At 61.0% G+C, this 16,583-nt stretch carries 19 protein-coding genes and 1 pseudogene; 7 read left to right on the forward strand and 13 right to left on the reverse strand.

Features of this window, described 5'->3' with window-relative positions; genetic code table 11:
• Positions 1-49 precede the first annotated feature (49 nt).
• On the forward strand, positions 50-943 hold the full coding sequence (locus DXK50_RS13630) for a LysR family transcriptional regulator (protein ID WP_212630680.1): 894 nt from the start codon (positions 50-52) through the stop codon (positions 941-943).
• A gap of 34 nt (positions 944-977) precedes the next feature.
• Here DXK50_RS13630 and DXK50_RS13635 read toward each other — a convergent pair whose 3' ends face one another.
• From DXK50_RS13635 to DXK50_RS13645, 3 genes are all read right to left on the reverse strand, one after another.
• Complete coding sequence (locus DXK50_RS13635; RefSeq protein ID WP_212630681.1) at positions 978-1,571, reverse strand: nucleotidyltransferase family protein; 594 nt, start codon at positions 1,569-1,571, stop codon at positions 978-980.
• A 117-nt stretch (positions 1,572-1,688) separates the two neighbouring features.
• Positions 1,689-2,543 (reverse strand): type 1 glutamine amidotransferase domain-containing protein, encoded by an 855-nt coding sequence (locus tag DXK50_RS13640; RefSeq protein WP_212630682.1) that lies wholly within the window; start codon positions 2,541-2,543, stop codon positions 1,689-1,691.
• Positions 2,540-2,860, reverse strand: a complete 321-nt coding sequence (locus DXK50_RS13645) for a putative quinol monooxygenase (RefSeq protein ID WP_212630683.1) — start codon at positions 2,858-2,860, stop codon at positions 2,540-2,542. The genes DXK50_RS13640 and DXK50_RS13645 overlap by 4 nt, the downstream gene beginning before the upstream one ends.
• 94 nt (positions 2,861-2,954) lie before the next feature.
• Here DXK50_RS13645 and DXK50_RS13650 point away from each other — a divergent pair.
• Positions 2,955-3,868, forward strand: a pseudogene (locus tag DXK50_RS13650) (LysR family transcriptional regulator).
• 32 nt (positions 3,869-3,900) lie between these two features.
• On the opposite strand, the gene DXK50_RS13655 reads toward DXK50_RS13650, so the two are convergent.
• The 8 genes from DXK50_RS13655 to DXK50_RS13690 form a co-directional block, all read right to left on the reverse strand.
• Entirely contained in the window at positions 3,901-6,099 is a 2,199-nt protein-coding gene (locus DXK50_RS13655) for an OsmC domain/YcaO domain-containing protein (RefSeq protein ID WP_212630684.1), read from the reverse strand.
• Positions 6,100-6,342: 243 nt separating this feature from the next.
• Positions 6,343-8,772, reverse strand: coding sequence for a TonB-dependent siderophore receptor (locus DXK50_RS13660; protein WP_212630685.1), 2,430 nt, complete (start codon positions 8,770-8,772; stop codon positions 6,343-6,345).
• A 96-nt stretch (positions 8,773-8,868) separates the two neighbouring features.
• A complete protein-coding gene (locus DXK50_RS13665; RefSeq protein ID WP_212630686.1) occupies positions 8,869-9,834 on the reverse strand; it encodes a FecR family protein in 966 nt (321 codons plus the stop codon).
• 8 nt (positions 9,835-9,842) lie between these two features.
• The gene (locus tag DXK50_RS13670; RefSeq protein WP_212630687.1) at positions 9,843-10,361 is read right to left on the reverse strand and encodes a sigma-70 family RNA polymerase sigma factor; all 519 of its coding nucleotides are present in this window, start codon (positions 10,359-10,361) and stop codon (positions 9,843-9,845) included.
• Between the two features lie 446 nt (positions 10,362-10,807).
• Positions 10,808-11,494, reverse strand: coding sequence for a hypothetical protein (locus tag DXK50_RS13675; protein ID WP_212630688.1), 687 nt, complete (start codon positions 11,492-11,494; stop codon positions 10,808-10,810).
• Complete coding sequence (locus DXK50_RS13680; RefSeq protein WP_249186832.1) at positions 11,463-12,287, reverse strand: site-specific integrase; 825 nt, start codon at positions 12,285-12,287, stop codon at positions 11,463-11,465. Before DXK50_RS13680 ends, DXK50_RS13675 begins: the two co-directional genes overlap by 32 nt.
• Before the next feature lie 77 nt (positions 12,288-12,364).
• Positions 12,365-12,667: a hypothetical protein gene (locus tag DXK50_RS13685; RefSeq protein ID WP_212630690.1), complete on the reverse strand. Its 303-nt coding sequence runs from the start codon at positions 12,665-12,667 to the stop codon at positions 12,365-12,367.
• 263 nt (positions 12,668-12,930) lie between these two features.
• Entirely contained in the window at positions 12,931-13,185 is a 255-nt protein-coding gene (locus DXK50_RS13690) for an SPFH domain-containing protein (RefSeq protein ID WP_249186833.1), read from the reverse strand.
• Between the two features lie 290 nt (positions 13,186-13,475).
• On the opposite strand from DXK50_RS13690, the gene DXK50_RS13695 reads away from it, so the two are divergent.
• Both DXK50_RS13695 and DXK50_RS13700 read left to right on the forward strand, forming a co-directional pair.
• Positions 13,476-13,655: a hypothetical protein gene (locus DXK50_RS13695; RefSeq protein ID WP_212630691.1), complete on the forward strand. Its 180-nt coding sequence runs from the start codon at positions 13,476-13,478 to the stop codon at positions 13,653-13,655.
• A 177-nt stretch (positions 13,656-13,832) separates the two neighbouring features.
• The gene (locus DXK50_RS13700; protein WP_212630692.1) at positions 13,833-14,477 is read left to right on the forward strand and encodes a hypothetical protein; all 645 of its coding nucleotides are present in this window, start codon (positions 13,833-13,835) and stop codon (positions 14,475-14,477) included.
• A 140-nt stretch (positions 14,478-14,617) separates the two neighbouring features.
• Here the strand turns inward: DXK50_RS13700 and DXK50_RS13705 are convergent, their stop codons facing one another.
• Both DXK50_RS13705 and DXK50_RS13710 read right to left on the reverse strand, forming a co-directional pair.
• Positions 14,618-15,046, reverse strand: a complete 429-nt coding sequence (locus DXK50_RS13705; RefSeq protein WP_212630693.1) for a type II toxin-antitoxin system HicB family antitoxin — start codon at positions 15,044-15,046, stop codon at positions 14,618-14,620.
• A 70-nt stretch (positions 15,047-15,116) separates the two neighbouring features.
• Entirely contained in the window at positions 15,117-15,296 is a 180-nt protein-coding gene (locus DXK50_RS13710) for a type II toxin-antitoxin system HicA family toxin (protein ID WP_212630694.1), read from the reverse strand.
• 120 nt (positions 15,297-15,416) lie between these two features.
• On the opposite strand from DXK50_RS13710, the gene DXK50_RS13715 reads away from it, so the two are divergent.
• The 3 genes from DXK50_RS13715 to DXK50_RS13725 are packed head-to-tail and all read left to right on the forward strand — an operon-like array spanning position 15,417 to position 16,577.
• Complete coding sequence (locus DXK50_RS13715) at positions 15,417-15,818, forward strand: putative holin (RefSeq protein ID WP_212630695.1); 402 nt, start codon at positions 15,417-15,419, stop codon at positions 15,816-15,818.
• Positions 15,811-16,167, forward strand: coding sequence for a phage holin family protein (locus tag DXK50_RS13720; protein ID WP_212630696.1), 357 nt, complete (start codon positions 15,811-15,813; stop codon positions 16,165-16,167). The genes DXK50_RS13715 and DXK50_RS13720 overlap by 8 nt, the downstream gene beginning before the upstream one ends.
• The gene (locus tag DXK50_RS13725) at positions 16,167-16,577 is read left to right on the forward strand and encodes a hypothetical protein (RefSeq protein WP_212630697.1); all 411 of its coding nucleotides are present in this window, start codon (positions 16,167-16,169) and stop codon (positions 16,575-16,577) included. Before DXK50_RS13720 ends, DXK50_RS13725 begins: the two co-directional genes overlap by 1 nt.
• The last annotated feature ends 6 nt before the right edge of the window (positions 16,578-16,583 follow it).

Genomic DNA, 16,583 nt, shown 5'->3' on the forward strand with positions numbered 1-16,583 from the left:
TTATTTGTTAAGTTTGTTTTTCCTCTTGATTGATCAGGTAAATAAATTAATGACCGTCAAGCAGCTACGCGCCTTTCTCGCCGTGGCGCAGAGCCTGAGCTTCGCCCAGGCCTGCGAGCGCCTGCACCTGTCGCAGCCGGCGCTGAGCCTGGCGATCAAGAACCTGGAGCAATCGCTTGGTGGCCAGTTGCTGGTGCGCACCACCCGCAGCGTGGCGCTGACGCCGGAGGGCGAGACGTTGCTGCCCATCGCCGTGCGTCTGCTGGCCGACTGGGACAACGCCGAGGACCTGCTGCGCCAGCACTTCACCCTGCAAATGGGCAAGGTGGCGGTGGCGGCCATGCCGTCGTTCGCCGGCAATCGCCTGCCGGCAGCGCTGCGCGCGTTCCGTGACGCCTACCCGCGGGTCAACGTGGCGGTGCACGACGTGATCAACGAACAGGTGATTGAAATGGTGCGCGACGGCCGCGTCGAGCTGGGCATCGCCTTCGAGCCGGCGACCCTCGACGGCTTGCAGTTCACGCCGCTGTACGAGGATCGCTTCGTCGCGGTGGTGCCGGCCGACAGCGAGCTGGCCGAGCGCGAGGCCTTGAGCTGGGTGGATCTGCTCGACCGGCCCTTCATCACCCTGCAGCGGCCCTCGGCTGTGCGCCTGCTGCTGGAAGACAGCGTGATCGCCCGCCACGGCAGGCTGCCGGTGGCGTTCGAGAGCCATCAGCTGGTCACGGTAGGGCGCATGGTCGCCGAAGGTCTGGGCGTCAGCGCGGTGCCGCAGCTGTGTCGGCAGCAGATGGAGGAGTTGGGCGCGCGCTGTCTGCCGCTGGGTGAGCCGCAGGTCACGCGGCGTGTCGGCCTGCTGCACCTGGCCGGGCGCCAGCTGTCCAGCGCGGCGCAGGCCTTGAGTGAGGTGCTGTTGCATCAGGCCGGGCAGTTGGGCGGGTGAAACCCGCCGTCTGCATTGTGGCGAGCCTGCGGACCTAGAACCGAATCAGGTCGGCCGGGGTGTCGATATCCTGCAGTACGCCTGGGTCGTCCAGCTCGACGATACGCACGGCCTCAGCATGCTGCTGCAATACCTCACGAGCGCCAGTATCGCCAGCAAGCGCCGAGAGCTGCGGCCAGAAATGGCGGCCGAACACTACCGGATGACCGCGTTTGCCCTGATGGCTGGGCAGCACGATGCGGTCCGGGGCGGCGCAGGCCATCAGCGCCTCGAGGCTGTGTCGACGAATCGACGGCATATCGGCAAGAAAGATCGCCACGGCGCCAGCGCGCGATTCGGCCAGCAGGCGCTCGGCCCCTGCGGCCAGGCTATGGCCCATGCCCTGGGCGGTGGCCGGGTTCTGCACGATATGCACGCCCTTTGGCAGCTCAAGCTCTGTCAGCGCTTCGTCCGGACGCAGCACCAGCCAGACGTCTTCGAGCATCGAACAAGGCAGAGCCAGGCTGGCCGCCAGCAGCGAGCGGCCATCGGCGAGCACGAGCCGGCGCTTGTCGGCACCGAAGCGGCGGCTGTAACCCGCGGCGAGCATCAGCGCGGCGATGGAGTGGGACGGCTGGTTCGGTTGCATGCCACGCCTGTGAAGGATGTGAATGCCGCCGATTGTAAGGACTAATTCGGTTTGCGGTGAGGCCATCTGCGAACCGCCAGGCCGATGCACGATGGCGCCGCCCTGGCGGTTCGGGCTTCACTGCGCCTGCTGGCTCCTGGCGTCGAGCATCTGCACCAGTTTCGTCCCCAGCGCATGGTCGGAGAAGGGGTTCTGCCCGGTGATCAGCTCGCGATCCACGACCACGTTCGGCGCCCAGGCCTCGGCGTAGCTCAGCTCGCCGCCCGCGCTTTCCATCGCGGTGGCCGGGTAGAACAGGATGCGTTCACCTTGCAGCGACTGTTCGAAAACCTGCTCTTCCGGGGTGGAGAAGATGGTCATGCGGTAACCCTGATAGATCCAGTCAGCCGCTGCCGGTGTTTCGCCATTGGCCAAGGCCGCATGGTAGGCCGCCGGGTCGCGCTGCGCCGAGAGCAGGGCGATCGGGCCGTGGCAGATGGCGGCAGTGGGCTTGCCGGCCTGGTGGAAGTGACGCAGCAGGGCGCCGACCTCGGGGTTGTTGGCCAGGTCGATCAGCGGCGCATGACCGCCGGGAATCAGCAGGCCAGCGTAGCGCTGCAGATCACCCTCGAGCACTTCCTTGAGCGACAGCGTGTCGTCGATGCCCGGCAGGTTTTCCACCAGGCTGCGGATGCGCTGCATCTCCTGCTCGTCGCCGCCGAAGTACTGCGGGGTTACCGAGTTCTCATCGACACGCGGGGCATTGCCCTTGGGCGTGACCAGCACCAGTTCGTAGCCCGCCTTGAGCAGATGGTCGGCGGGGACGCCGAACTCGTTGAGGTAGAACCCGGTGGTGTACTGCTTGCCATCCTTGAGTGGCAGTTGCGTTTCGCTCGACAACAGCACCAGTACTTCGCCCTTGCCGGCAGCCAGGGCGCTGCCTGCCAGCAGGGAGCCGGCAACGGCGACGGCGAGGGTGGTCTTCTTGCTCATGATCGTTCTCCTGATTGGGAAAAGGGGGCCAGGTCCAGGGCGTGAACCACGCGCACCTGGGTGGGGGCGCTCAGCCAGTCGGCCGTGGCGGCGCGATAGTGCTGGTAGTGGGCGCTCTGGCGATGGGCATCGACGGCGGTCTCGTCGATGTAGAGTTCGAACAGGTCGAAGGCCTGGCCGTCGTCGCGCAGGAACAGGTCGTAACGCAGGTTGCCGGCCTCGGCCCTCGAGTGCTGCACCATCAGGCGCAGCGCCTGCTCCACCGCTTCACGGTGCTGGGGTTGGGGCGTGATGGTGGCGAAGATGCCTATTGTCATGCTGATCTCCATGGGCAACGGGTTTTCAGGCCCCATCCTAGGCAAGGCGATATGATTCTAAAATTCGAAAGCGCTTATTTCAGGAATTCAAAAAATGAATATCGCCAAGAAGGACCTGAATCTGCTGCTGGTCTTCCATGTGCTCTATCAGGAGCGCAACGCCTCGCTGGCGGCCGAACGCATGGCGCTGAGTCAGCCCGCCCTGAGCCACTGCTGAACAAACTGCGGCATCAGTTCGGTGACCCGCTGTTCGTGCGCGCGCCGCGAGGGTTGACACCGACGCCGCGGGCCCATGAGCTGGCGCCGCAGGTTCAGCGCCTGGTGGGGGAACTGGAGGGGTTCTACGAGCGCTGCGATGGGCAGGACTTTCTCGGGCGTGTCGAGCGCTTGCATCTCTACAGCACTGACTACATCGAGCAGACCCTGCTGCCCAGGCTGCTGCCGATTCTGCGCCAGCAGGCACCGAACCTGGTGCTGGTCACCCACAACACCCGTGGCCAGCTACCGCGTGACGAGCTGGAGAAGGGTACCTGCGACTTGGCCATCGCCGGCTTCTACAAGGACCTGCCGGGCACTTTCCATCAGCAGCGTCTGCTCAGCGAGGACTTCGTCGTGCTCGCCGCGCATGACAACCCACGCCTTGCGAGCGGCCTGGATCTGCAGAGTTTCGTCGCCTGCGAGCATCTGATCACCACGCTGACTGGGGATCTCGAGGGGCTGGTGGACAGGGCGTTGCAGCAACGGGGGCTGCAGCGGCGGATCGCTGCCGGGCTGTCCAGCTTCGTTGCCCCGCCGCGCCTGCTGCGCGGCAGCGACCTGCTGCTCACCTGCCTGCGCTCGCTGGCGCAGGAGGCGGTCGCTAGGGACCCCGAGCTGCGCATGCATCCGCTACCGCTGGAGTTGCCGCGTGTCGAGGTGATGCAGATCTGGCACGAACGCACCCACGCCGACCCGTTGCGCAGCTGGTTCCGCCGCCAGGTGCAGGCAGTCGCGCAGGCGGCGGACTAGAACGAAGGCCGCGATTCGGTACGGGCGATTGCTCAGCCGGCCAGGCCCGCCGCCCTGGCGCGGGCGGCGTGCAGTTTCTTGTAGCTGTCGATCAGGCGCAGGTGCTTGTCCAGGCCTTCGAGCTTCATGCTGGTCGGTGTCAGACCATGGAAGCGCACGCTGCCCTCCACCGAGCCGATCACCGCGTCCATGCGCTCGTTGCCGAACATGCGCCGCAGGTTGTGCTCGTAGTCGGCCAGCTCCAGCTCGTCGTCCAGCTGGATCTCCAGCACCGCGTTGACCGCCTGGTAGAACAGGCCGCGCTCGACGGTGTTGTCGTTGTACTGCAGGAAGGCCTCGACCAGCTCCTTGGCGTCGTCGTATTTCTTCAGCGCCAGGTTGATCAAGAGCTTCAGCTCGAGGATGGTCAGCTGGCCCCACACCGTGTTGTCGTCGAACTCGATACCGATCAGCGTGGTGATGTCGGTGTAGTCGTCGACCTCGGTGTTGTTGAGGTTGCGCAGCAGTGACTTGAGTTCGCGGTCGCTCAGAGCGTGCAGATTGAGAATGTCCTTGCGAAACAGCAGCGCCTTGTTGGTGTTGTCCCAGATCAGGTCCTCGACCGGGTAGATCTCCGAATAACCCGGCACCAGGATGCGGCAGGCGCTGGCGCCGAGGTCGTCATAGGTGGCCACGTAGACTTCCTTGTCCATGTCCTCGAGGATGCCGAACAGGGTCGCGGCTTCCTGCTCGTTGGAGTCGGCGCCTTCGCCGGAAAAATCCCACTCGACGAATTCGAAATCCGGGGTGGCGCCGAAGAAGCGCCAGGACACCACACCGCTGGAGTCGATGAAGTGCTCGACGAAGTTGTTCGGCTCGGTCAGCGCCAGGCTGTCGAAGGTCGGTTGCGGCAGGTCGTTGAGGCCCTCGAAGCTGCGGCCCTGCAGCAGTTCGGTAAGGCTGCGCTCCAGCGCCACCTCGAAGCTCGGGTGCGCGCCGAAGGAGGCGAACACGCCGCCGGTGCGCGGGTTCATCAGGGTCACGCACATCACCGGGAATTCACCGCCCAGCGAGGCGTCTTTCACCAGCACCGGAAAGCCTTGTTCCTCCAGGCCCTGGATACCGGCAACGATGCCCGGATACTTGGCCAGCACCTCCTGCGGCACATCCGGCAGACACAGCTCGCCTTCGAGGATTTCGCGCTTCACCGCCCGCTCGAAGATCTCCGACAGGCACTGCACCTGCGCCTCGGCCAGTGTGTTGCCGGCGCTCATGCCGTTGGACAGGTACAGGTTCTCGATCAGGTTGCTGGGAAAGTACACCGTCTGGCCATCGCTCTGGCGCACGAACGGCAGCGAGCAGACGCCGCGCGCGGTGTTGCCCGAGTTGGTGTCGAACAGGTGCGAGGCGCGCAGCTCGCCGTCCGGATCGAAGATGGCCCGGCAGTGCTCGTCGAGGATCTCCTCGGGCAGCGCATCCTTCGTCCCCGGCTTGAACCAGCGCTCGTTGGGGTAATGGACGAACTCGGCGCCCGCGATGTCCTCACCCCAGAACTGGTCGTTGTAGAAGAAGTTGCAGTTCAGCCGCTCGATGAACTCGCCCAGCGCCGAGGCCAGGGCGCTCTCCTTGGTCGAACCCTTGCCGTTGGTGAAGCACAGGTTCGACTGCGCGTCGCGGATATGCAGCGACCAGACGTTGGGCACGATGTTGCGCCAGGAGGCGATCTCGATCTTCATCCCCAGCTCGGCGAGGATGCCCGACATGTTGGCGATGGTCTGCTCCAGCGGCAGGTCCTTGCCCGGGATGTAGGTGGTGGTGTCACTCACCGGCATCAGCAGCGCCTGGGCATCGGCGTCGAGGTTGTCGACTTCCTCGATGATGAATTCGGGACCCTGCTGCACCACCTTCTTCACCGTGCAGCGATCGATGGAGCGCAGGATGCCTTGGCGGTCTTTCTCGGAAATGTCCGCCGGCAGTTCGACCTGGATCTTGAAGATCTGCGCGTAGCGGTTTTCCGGGTCGACGATGTTGTTCTGCGACAGGCGGATGTTCTCGGTGGGAATGTCGCGCGTCTGGCAGTACAGCTTGACGAAGTACGCCGCGCACAGCGCCGAGGAGGCCAGGAAATAGTCGAACGGCCCCGGCGCCGAACCGTCGCCCTTGTAGCGGATCGGCTGATCGGCGATCACCGTGAAGTCATCGAACTTGGCTTCGAGGCGAAGGTTGTCGAGAAAGTTGACCTTGATTTCCATGAGGCAATACCAGCGAGCGAAACGAGATGGCCGCCATTATCCGGGTTTTCGTGCTGGCGTGCTGGATCGGATAAGGCAGGCGTCGTGTCATCAAGTTATCGCCGATTGGCATCGATCGCCTCGTAATCGAGGCGGCGTGACCAGCGAAAAGCCCCTGAAGTGTCGATCTTTAGGGGCTTGTTCACGCTTGTGGCCTGAGCGGCTCGAACTGGCAGCCTTGCCCGATTTTGCCGGCTGTGCTCGTTACCAGCGATAGCTCACCGTGCTCACCACCTGTCGCTCGTCACCGTAGTGACAGGTGGAGGTCCCGCACTGCGCGTAGCGCTTGTCGGTCAGGTTGCTGGCGTTGACGGTCACGGCCCAGTGATCGTCGATCTGGTAGCGCGCCATGGCGTCGAACAGGGTATAGGCCGGCATGGGCGAGTCCATCAGTGAGGCCTGGGTTGTACCCATGTAGCGAGCGCCGGCGCCTATGGTCAGTTGCGGAATACCCCAGTTGACGAAGTCGTAGCTGGTCCACAGGGCGGCCTGGTGGTAAGGCGTATCATCGGTGCGTTGGCCGACTTCTGTGGCAATGGCGCTTTTGATGGTGCGGGCATCGGTGTAAGCGTAGGAGGCAATGAGGCTTAGCGCTTCGGTCACATCCGCTTTGGCCTCCAGTTCCAGGCCGCGCGAGCGAACCTCGCCGGTCTGTCTCGGATCGTCATTGCTATCGAAGGTCAGCACGTTGGTTTGGGTCAGTTCATAGATGGCTGCACTGAGTAGCAGATTGCTGTCCTTGGGCTGATAGCGCATGCCCACTTCGTATTGCTTGCCTTCGGTGGGGGCGAAGTTTTGGCCAGTGACTTCTGCGACAGAAACAGGGAAGAACGACTCGCTGTAGCTGATATAGGGCGCCAGGCCGTTGTCCGCCAGGTAGACCAGGCCGGCGCGCCAGGTGGTGGCTTCGTCGCTTTGGCTGGCCTTGGCATCATTGCGATGCGCCGTCTGATGTTGGTCAGCCCAATCGTGGCGGCCACCCAACACTAGAATCCACTTGTCGTCGAACTTGATCTGATCCTGCAGATAGAGACCTTTCTGTCGAGTATCGAGCTGCGATCCGCGATCCGCTGCGCGGCTTTTGTCGACGACCACTGGCTGACCGTAGTTATAACGAGTCAGATCCAGGCTTGGAGTGTTGGTAGGGGTGCCCCGGAAATTATGTGAGTCATAGGAAGTGTCATAGCCATCGAAGCCTACGAGAACTGTGTGTTCGACATCGCCGAGCTGCCATTTCGACTCGATATTGGTATCGCTGGCCCATGTCCGTGCGCGTTCGTGGCGGTCACTGTAACGGCGCAACAGTGTGCCGGTGTTTGCAGCAAGGTTGATGGCAGCGGCAGACGGTTGAATTTGCAGGTAGCTCCACTGCACGTCGGTTTCGTAATAACGCAGCTTATGGTTGAGCGTGAAGTTTTCGTTGAAGTGGTGTTGAAATTCGTAGCCCAGGGTCGACATCTCGCCGTTCATGTCGTCGTAGTCCGGCTCGCCGATGAAATCGTGGCGACCGATCTTGAACGCGCCGTCACCCACGCCCTTGACCAACTGGTAGGGCAGGGGCGCGGGGAAACGCGTATCGGTCTTCTGGTAGAAGGACAGCAGGGTGAGCGAGGTGTCTTCGTTGGGTCGCCAGGTCAGCGCCGGAGCGATGTAGAACTTGTCGTCGTTGATATGATCCTGTTGGGTGTCGCTGTTGCGACTGAGCAGAGTCAGGCGATAGCTCAGGGTGTCGCTACCGGCCAACGGGCCGCTGAAGTCTGCAGAAAGTTGCTTGCGGTCGTGGGAGCCCGCTTGCAGGTTCAGCTCATGGAAGGGCGTTTCGGTCGGGCGCTTGCTGATGCCATTGATCATGCCGCCAGGCGAAAGCTGGCCGTAGAGCACCGAGGCAGCGCCGCGAATGACCTCGACGCGCTCCAGGCCATAAGGTTCCTGAATGCCGTCGTAGGAGTTGTTCTGCAGGCGCAGGCCGTCGCGCAGCGAGCCGCCGGTGCCGGATTCGACCCCGAAGCCGCGGATGCGGAAGCGGTCCGCGGTGCGGTTGAAAGCGGTCGAGCTGCTGGTGAGCCCAGGCGTATAACTCAGCGCCTGGCCCAGCGTTTCCGACTGGCGGTCGCGGACCTCGTCGCTAGTCACCACCGACAGCGACTGAGGCGTTTCGGTGATCGGCGTGTCGGTCTTGGTAGCGCTCATGTTGCGTTTGGCCACGTAGCCAGCCACATATTCGTTGGGGTGTTCCTCGTTGGCGCCGATCACGGTCGTGGCGCTCAGCTCCAGGCTGTCGCTCTGGCGAACCAGGACGTAACCGTTGGTCCCCATGCGGGCTGAGTAACCGCTGCCTCGCAGCAGGGTGGCGAAGCCTGCGTCGATGTCGTACCGCCCGTGCAGGCCCGGGCTTTGCAGATCGGCGAGGCGCTGCGGCTCGAACGCCAGGGGCACGCCGGCCTGCTGCGCGAAACGGCTCAGCACCTCCGCCAGGGGGCCGGCTTCGATGTCGTAGTGGGTGTGCGTCTGCTCGGCAGCGTGAGCGGGTGCAGGCATGACGGCAAGGGTGCCCAGCAGCCCGGCGAAGGTCAGATGAACGGCCAGGGCAAGGGGCGTGACAGCGTAGCCAAAGGGCGCGGCGGAGGTGCGCATGATCGATAGGATCCCGTGTTTTTTTGGTGTCTATCGTCCTTGACGGGCCAGGCGCAAAACCCGGAACCCGATCATGCGATTTTTTTTGCTGCCGCTTCAGCGGGCGCGGCTGATCACTCTCAGCCATGGGCTGAATTCGCGAACCTGCAGTGGCAGTGCCTCGGCGAGCAGATTCAGGGCACGGTCGCTATCATCCAGCGGCAGCACCGCGGATACGCGCAGGTCCGCCAGCGCCTCGCGGTCGAACTGCATATGCCCTGGAAACTGCCTGGCCAGTTGATCGAGTACCGCTGGCAGCGGCTGGTCCTTGACCACCAGTTGATGGTGACGCCAGGCGTCCTCGACGCTGCGGGTGTCCACGGTCGCCGTCAGTTGCACGTCGTCGCGGGTGATGCGCGCCTGCTCGCCGGCATTGACCTCCAGCGCCTGCGGGTTGTCGCTGGCGGTCGCTGCCACGCGCGATTCGAGCATGGTCACCAGGGTCACGCCTTCTGCCCGGGCGACCACGAAGCGGGTGCCCAGCGCACGGATTTCGCCCTGCTCGGTCTCGACGATAAAGGGGCGGCTCGAGTCATGGGCGACGTCGACCAGCACTTCGCCGCGTAGCAGGCGAATGCGTCGCTGCCGACCGTCGTACTGCAGGTCCAGGGCGCTGTTGCCGTTGAGGGTCACCCGCGACTGATCGGCTAGCTCGTGCACCAGCCATTGACCGGGCTGGGTGCGCAGGTCGGCAAGCAGGTAGCCGGGTAGCTCGCTACGCCAGAGCGCCCAGGCCGGCAGCAGCGCCAGCAGCATCAGGGCGGTGGCCGCGCGCTTGCCGCGGTAGCTGCGCTTGCGGCTGGTGAAGGCGGCATCGAGCGCGGCATGCACCGAGGCCTTTTGCGCACGCAGTGCAGACATCTGCCCGATAAAGCCCTGTAGCCGCTCGGCCGCTGCAGCGTGGCGAGCGTCGCTGCGTTTCCAGGCGTCGAATTCGGCTGCCAGTCGCTCGTCGGCACCGGGCTCATTGAGCCGGATCAGCCAATCGGCGGCTCGCTCATTGATCGGCTCGAGGTTGCTCATGCGCGTGCTCAGACTTCCAACGCATTGCTGCACTGCAGCAACGCCTGCAGTAGATGCTTGCGCACCATGCGCTCGGAAATACCCATCTGCACGGCAATATCGGCCTGGCTTTGGCCATCGAGAAAATAGAGCAGGAAGGCCTGGCGCTGTTTGGCGCTGAGCTCTTCCAGCACGAATGCGATCTGCTCCAGGGCTTCGAGCGTGGTGAGAATCTGCTCGGGCGACTGGTAACCCGAAAGGCTTTCGGCGGTCAGCGTTAGTTCACGTAGATAGGCTTCTTCGATCTGTTTGCGGCGTGACTGGTCGATCACCAGACGGCGCGCCGTCGTCGTCAGAAAGGCACGTGGCTCGCGAATGCTGCCGAGCACCTCGCGCGAAGAAAGAATGCGGGCAAAGGTGTCCTGCGCCAGATCGGCGGCGTTATGAGAGCAGCCAAGCTTGCGCCGTAACCAGGCGAACAGCCAACCATGATGGTCGCTGTACAGCTCATGGATCGCTTGCTGGAAAGGGGGCTCGGCCGCAGGCATGCGCACACTCGCGATGGAGGAGTCGATACTCAAGTTTAATTGAGAATTGTTCGCATGGTATCGATTTGCCGGGGCACGCTGCAAGCGCCGGGCGCTATCTGCTTAGGTCCTACCTCGTAGCCTGTCGCTAGCCCTCTTGAAAAATGACGGGCCTGAAAACACAAAACCCCTGAAATTCTCTAGGAAAGTCAGGGGTTTATGCTTGCTTCAATTGGTGGAGCCGGGGGGATTTGAACTGGCGTCTAGTCCAGTGTTTTCGCGGCCTCTAGGGCTGAAGCTGTCATAACGCTGTCATTTCTGGATTTTCTGAAGCTTGCTCTTCCTTCCCGCCCCGATGTGTTCGTGGACTTCAGCTGCGTCCCAGATGTTCGTCAGTACCGCGTTAGAGCCCACTACGAGCGCCTTGAGTTCAGCCAGGCTGGAAACTGACCGAGTACTTGTAGAGCCTAACTTGTAGGTGATTCTTGGGGGTATACAGCCGCCCATGCGGTAACAGAGGTAACCATCTCCGTCGAAGTCACCCATCCAGTACTCAGAGGGTTTTTCGTTGAGCCAAGCATCTTATAGGTGTAATGGTCGAGGCTTTTGGCAAGCAATCTGTATCTCTTGTATCTGGTGTTGTCAGCCAGCCGTTGTCGCCTTTCATTCGTTTTATTTATGTAGTCTTCGTTATTAGCAGCGGATATAGGGTATCTCGCATCAAATTGGACGGCACTGCTCAACGCGGAAAGATCCTCAAGGATCACCCGGTCAGTTGGAAAGCCTATAAACTCGGCTATGGCTGTGTAATCGTGCGAAAATTTTCGAGACAAACACGAGAACAATTCTTCCGGGCAGCCGATCAATGAATTAGCCAGGCCTGCCTTTAGATACATTTCAATGGCGTATCCGATCAAGAGTGTCGATGATTTCACCAGAGCCTGATCGTGCTGTATGAGGTCAAGGTCTACTGATAAATGTCCGACAGTGCCGAAGTTTTCTTCTCGCAACCTTCGTATCAATCTGCGCCTTTTCAGCAACCACTGAATGCGAAGTGTCTTCGAAAAAAGCAGCAAAGAGTGCCCCTCCGACTTCCAATCGCTGGCACTAAATTCCCCTACGCTAGATCTTGATAACCGTCCTTGCTTCTTCATTTCTTTGATCCCCGCTCCAGAGTTGCGTTGCCTTGCTACCTGCAGAGTCATCAGCCGATGGCATCCACCGACCATAAACCCTGGCGATCATCGTCCAGTCACTATGCCCCATCTGACCCGCCACCCACATAGGATGCTCGCCAGCAGAGAGCATCATCGAGGCGAAGGTGTGCCGGGTCTGGTACGGTCGCCGGTACCGTACGCCAGATTTTCTGACCGCGTGCGCCCACATGGTCTTGCGGATCGGCTGATCGCCTTTCCAGCGCTCAAGCGTGCGAGGGTTCTGGAACACCTCTTTGCCCGCGAGGAACGTGTGTGCTTTTTGGGCCACCAAGGCCTCCATGGCTGGGGTTAGCAACTTGATGCGCCGTTTTCCCGATAGCGGCTTGGTTACCTCGGCTTCGCCCGCAGCCGCCTGCGTCATTGCCCGGGTAACATAGGCCTCACCTTTCAACCAGTCGATGTCGCCCCAGTCCAGGGCGACGAGCTCGCTCGTGCGCATGCCTGTCCAGAAAGCGAACTGCACAAGATTGCGCGCCTGGCCATCCAGAACACCCAGGATGGCGCGCTGTTCCTCTGGGGTGAAAGGGTCAACGTCGTCTTCTTTCACCTGATCCTTACGCGAGAACGTCCAGCCAGCTAGAGGATTTGCCTCAATCAGCTGCGCCTTATCGCGCGCCACGTTTTCTTCGTCTGCGTTTTGTGGCGCGCCGACAACCACGCCCAGCACCAGGCTTGCCGGACTATTGTCGGCGTCCTCGAGCGCCTGCCTGGCATCATCCCACTGGTGCAAGGCCACCTAAGTTAGGATGTAGAAGGCCAGGGCTGCGCAGCCGAGCAGGATGTTGACGAATTTCGACTGTGCAAGCGTCATGGTTTCCTCCCGCTTCGCTCGACGATGCGCTGACCGCCGTCGCTGCTATGCACAACCAAGGCGGGCGCGTTGCGCTTCATGCTGCCGTCAGGCTGCATGGTGTAGGACGGCACGCCGTAAAACGGCGCCCCGGGGGCGAAGGCTTGTTTCAGAATGTGCGGATGATTGAGCAACGCCCTGTGAAGGGCTGCTGTCTTCGCTCGGGTTGCCATCCGCAGGGCGATTACCCTGACGCGCAGGTCTCGGCTTTCGTCGTTGGCGATAGCAACGCACTGCTCGTAACGCTTCAGGCTGATCATTCTCGAGCGTTCTCAACGGCGCGGATCTTCAGCGTCAGTCCGCAGGCATAAGCAAGGCGCTGTAGCTCGCTGACAGTGCTCGCCGAGGTCAGCCATGCCCAACTTGACCAGGCGCGCGCCCGGATCGTCGAATGGGTTCTTGGCGGCGTATGCCTCTGGGTTCTGCTCGGTTTCCGGGCCGGGATTCCTGAGTGGGACGTGCGCGGTGACCATGTTTATCTCCTGAGTTGCCCAGGCGCCCGCAGCGTGGCGCCCGGTGCTGGTTACTTGCCGACGCCGATAAAGGGCAGGGGGGAACCGCTGGCCATGTAGGTGGGCAGCTTGCCGTCCCACTTCTCAACGGCGTTCAGCGTCACCACGTCAGGGTTGGAGCGCAGCGCTTCAGCACGGATGGCGATAGCCTTGGCGTCGGCCTCGGCCAGCGTCAGCTTTGCATCGGCTTCGCCCTGTGCTCGAGCGCGCTCTTTATCGGCCTCGGCTTTCGCCTGGGCTACCTCGTTACGGCGCTGCTCGGCCATCTGGGTGGTCTGAATCTTGGCGTTGAGGCTGGTGGTTAGGGCTTGACAGTGGCCGAGTGACCGCGTAGTTTTCGAACCTGCGGTTTGGTGCGTGATCAGGTACACGCCCAAGCAGGAAAGAGCCCGGCCATTGTGCTGGGCTTTTTATGCGTGTCGTTCTGCTAATCTCGGAATTATCTATCAACCAAGGACGAAATCATGATTCGGAATCCACGCAAGGTTCATGCAATTCTCGACGCTGTTCAGGCTTACTCTACCGGGAACCGGTGGACCTAGGTCACCTGAGATCCGTGTACAGCAAGGACGAGCCATTTGGCGCAATGAAGCATGAGGAGTTCCAGTACCACTTGGAGCTACTTGTGGGCGGTGGTTTCTTGAGGGAGACGAGCGCGCTTCTGTATCAGCTCACCTGGGACGGACATGACCTTCTCGAAGCTCTGGAGGAAGAGTTCGACGAGGATGATGAATAGCTATTCATGATGAAAACCCGGTTATTCAACCGGGTTTTTTTGTAACTTTCTTGAATGTAAGATTTAGCGAGTTAACGTCGAAACTTTCAGTATGTTTATTTTGAAAACAAGCGTTAGGCATTCGTGATAGTCTCCGCAATCTCTAGCCAGACGTATTATTCCATCCAGCACCTTCGAGTGGCTGGTTACTTCGTCAGTCGGGCAGAAAGGCTTGAGCGGCGTTATGGGGCTGCGTCTTTCAATGCAAATCTTGATACTCTAATTGCTGGCTACGCCGCCTCGTCGTTGTTTACAACCGTGGCGTTTCTAGAGGCGCTTATAAATGAACTGTTTGCCGATGCCGCGCAGAAAAACGGAGGAAATCTGTCGTCAATCGATCCCGGCTCATTAGCTCTCATAGCTGACCTTGGTGAATCGACATCGGTGCAGAAGTCTACCGTTACCGAGAAATTTGGAATTCTGCTTAGAGCTGCCCAGAAGGAGCCTATTTCAAAGAGCTGCAATCCTGGGCAAGACCTCGCAACAGCAATTCGACTGCGCAATGAGCTGGTGCACTACAAGGCTGAGTTTTTCGATGTTGGCACTCCAGGAGCAGCTCGAGTCGGAAACTTTCTTGAAAGCAAGCTGCCCCATCAAATAAGCGGTCGTTTTCAGCCTCGTCCAGGATCTGCCGGCATGCGTGCAGATGGTTGGCTCGGCGCAGGGTGTGCAAGCTGGGCGTTAAAGCACGCAATCTCCTACGCCGATGAAGTGTTCTTGCGGCTTGGCATCAAACCAATTTACGACCATGTTCGCCAAACGCTACCGCCTTCGGTTAGGTGACCAGTTGAGATGGTTGTTCTGCAGGATGGCTACCCGTTCCGGTTGCGTTCTCCTCAAAACGCAATGAGATCTATAAGAAATGTGGGTGCTGACGGCATCATAGAGTCAAAAGCCCAGCCATCGAGCTGGGCTTTTTCTTTTCAGGCTGCCTCTAGATGAACGACCAGGCGCTTGCCGAGCTTGGCAAGCGCATTCTCCAGCGCTTCCATTTTGGTGTTGTGCAGGAAGTCCACCAGGCGGTCACCTTGGGTCTGGCTCAGATCCAGCAGCCGGCATAGATCGGCCTTGCGCATACCTTGAGCCACCATCTCATTCCATAGCGCGATCTTCGCCACGGTTACGGCCGGCAGGTGCACAACGTGCTCGCCAGCTTCTGGCGCGGTGGCCTGCGGAATAGCGCGGCGCTGATCGACATAGGTCGACAGGGTGGTCTCGATGGCGTCCACGGCCTCTGCCAGGGCGTGCGCTTCGTCGTCGCCGTAGCTGTTCAGTTCAGGAAGGTCACGGCAGAACACGGCCAAGCCTGGTGCGCTGTCGTCTCGTTCAAATCGGATTGCGTAGTTGTACATGGCTTCCCTCGGTAATGAGTGGATGACTTCGTTTGATTCGGTGCCGTCCAGCGATACGGCTTAGGGGCTCTCAGAGCCCCAGTTGCTTGATGATTGCTTTGCGGGTTGGTTCGGGCATTTCCTTGGCTCCGTGATCCGCAAAGATCGTCGTCTTGCCGTTTGGTGCGGTGATCTTGAAGTGGCTTCCTTTGCCGGCTTCGAAGGTCACCCCGTTGGCTTTAAGCCATCTCCTGAATTCGCTGAACTTCATCACCTCATCTCTGTTGTCTGGATGGCTCCAGTATACAACAAATTCGTGGTAATACAACAAATTTGTGGTGACACAGCAAATTTGTGGTGACACAGCAAATTTGTGGTGTGAGGGGAGAATATGGCAGAGCCAAGCAGCGTGGCCGCAGTAGCTGTGCCCGGTGTCCTAGGCATTGGTGCTGCCGCGCTTATTCCAAGGGTCGACCTAAACGCCGTGATCGGCGCTTGGGCCGGCGCCTTGTTCTTCGTGACCTGGGCGCGTGACCTGTCGATCTGGTCGCGCCTGGCCTATCTGGTCGTGTCCTGGGTTGGTGGTTACTTCGTGGCGGCTGAACTCATGGGCCGCAGCCTTACCAAGTTCTCCGGACTTCCTGCACTGCTTGCCGCTGCGCTGATCGTCACCGTGCTGATCAGCGTTGCCGAGTGGGTGAAAGGCGGGAAGATGCCGGGCTGGATAAGCGCGGCTCTCGGCTGGGCACGCCACGCACTGAGCCGTCCTGGCTCTGGAGGTGGCAATGGGTAGCATCGTCGTTGCTGTTGCACCGGACTGCTGGACTCTTGCCGCTGCCGCGATCTGCGCAGCGATCAGCGCCAGGATTTTCGCATGGTGCCCGCAGCCAGGCCAACAGTACAAGCTCGGGCATTCCCTGCTTGCTTGGCTGATGGCTGCCGCCTCTGGTGGCTACTCGCTGTCGGTAGGCCTGTCGGTTCTCTACCTGCAGACAGTCGCGCCGGTATCGCCAATGCTGGTGGTCATCCTGCTGGTGGTCATGGTTCAGGTCTACCGGGCACGCGGCAATGTCGCCGCCTTCTTGCGTGTGGACTGGGATGGGCATTGGACCGGGGTTGAGCGCCGGAAGGCCGAACACTGATGGCCCGGCTGAAGAACCTTAAGCCCCGCCTAGCCGAGGCGCCTGGCCAGCTGAACAAGTCGGCCAGCGACTACATTGCCGCCATCGAGAAGCGCACGGCTGCCATCGAGGACGGTAACGACCCGATCAAGCAGGCCACGCGGCATATCGAGGAACACGGCAAGTACACCGAGGACGAAGCCAAGGCCATTCTGAAAGCCGCCGAGGCGCAGAAGGCGGCGCAGGATGCGCGCGCAAAAGCGACCGAGGGGCGCAAAGGCAGCATCAAGGGCATCAATGACGAGCTGCGCGCTATTGATGCACTGATAGCGAAGTACGACCCGGCCGCCAAGGCACAGAAGGACTATGCCGCAGGCGTCAAGGCGGCAGACGCCGCATTGGCCAAGAAGTCGGTCACAGCCACCCAGTAGCAGAAA

The organism is Pseudomonas sp. KB-10 (assembly GCF_018221585.1).
In the GTDB taxonomy this organism is placed as follows: Bacteria; Pseudomonadota; Gammaproteobacteria; order Pseudomonadales; family Pseudomonadaceae; genus Aquipseudomonas; species Aquipseudomonas yangonensis.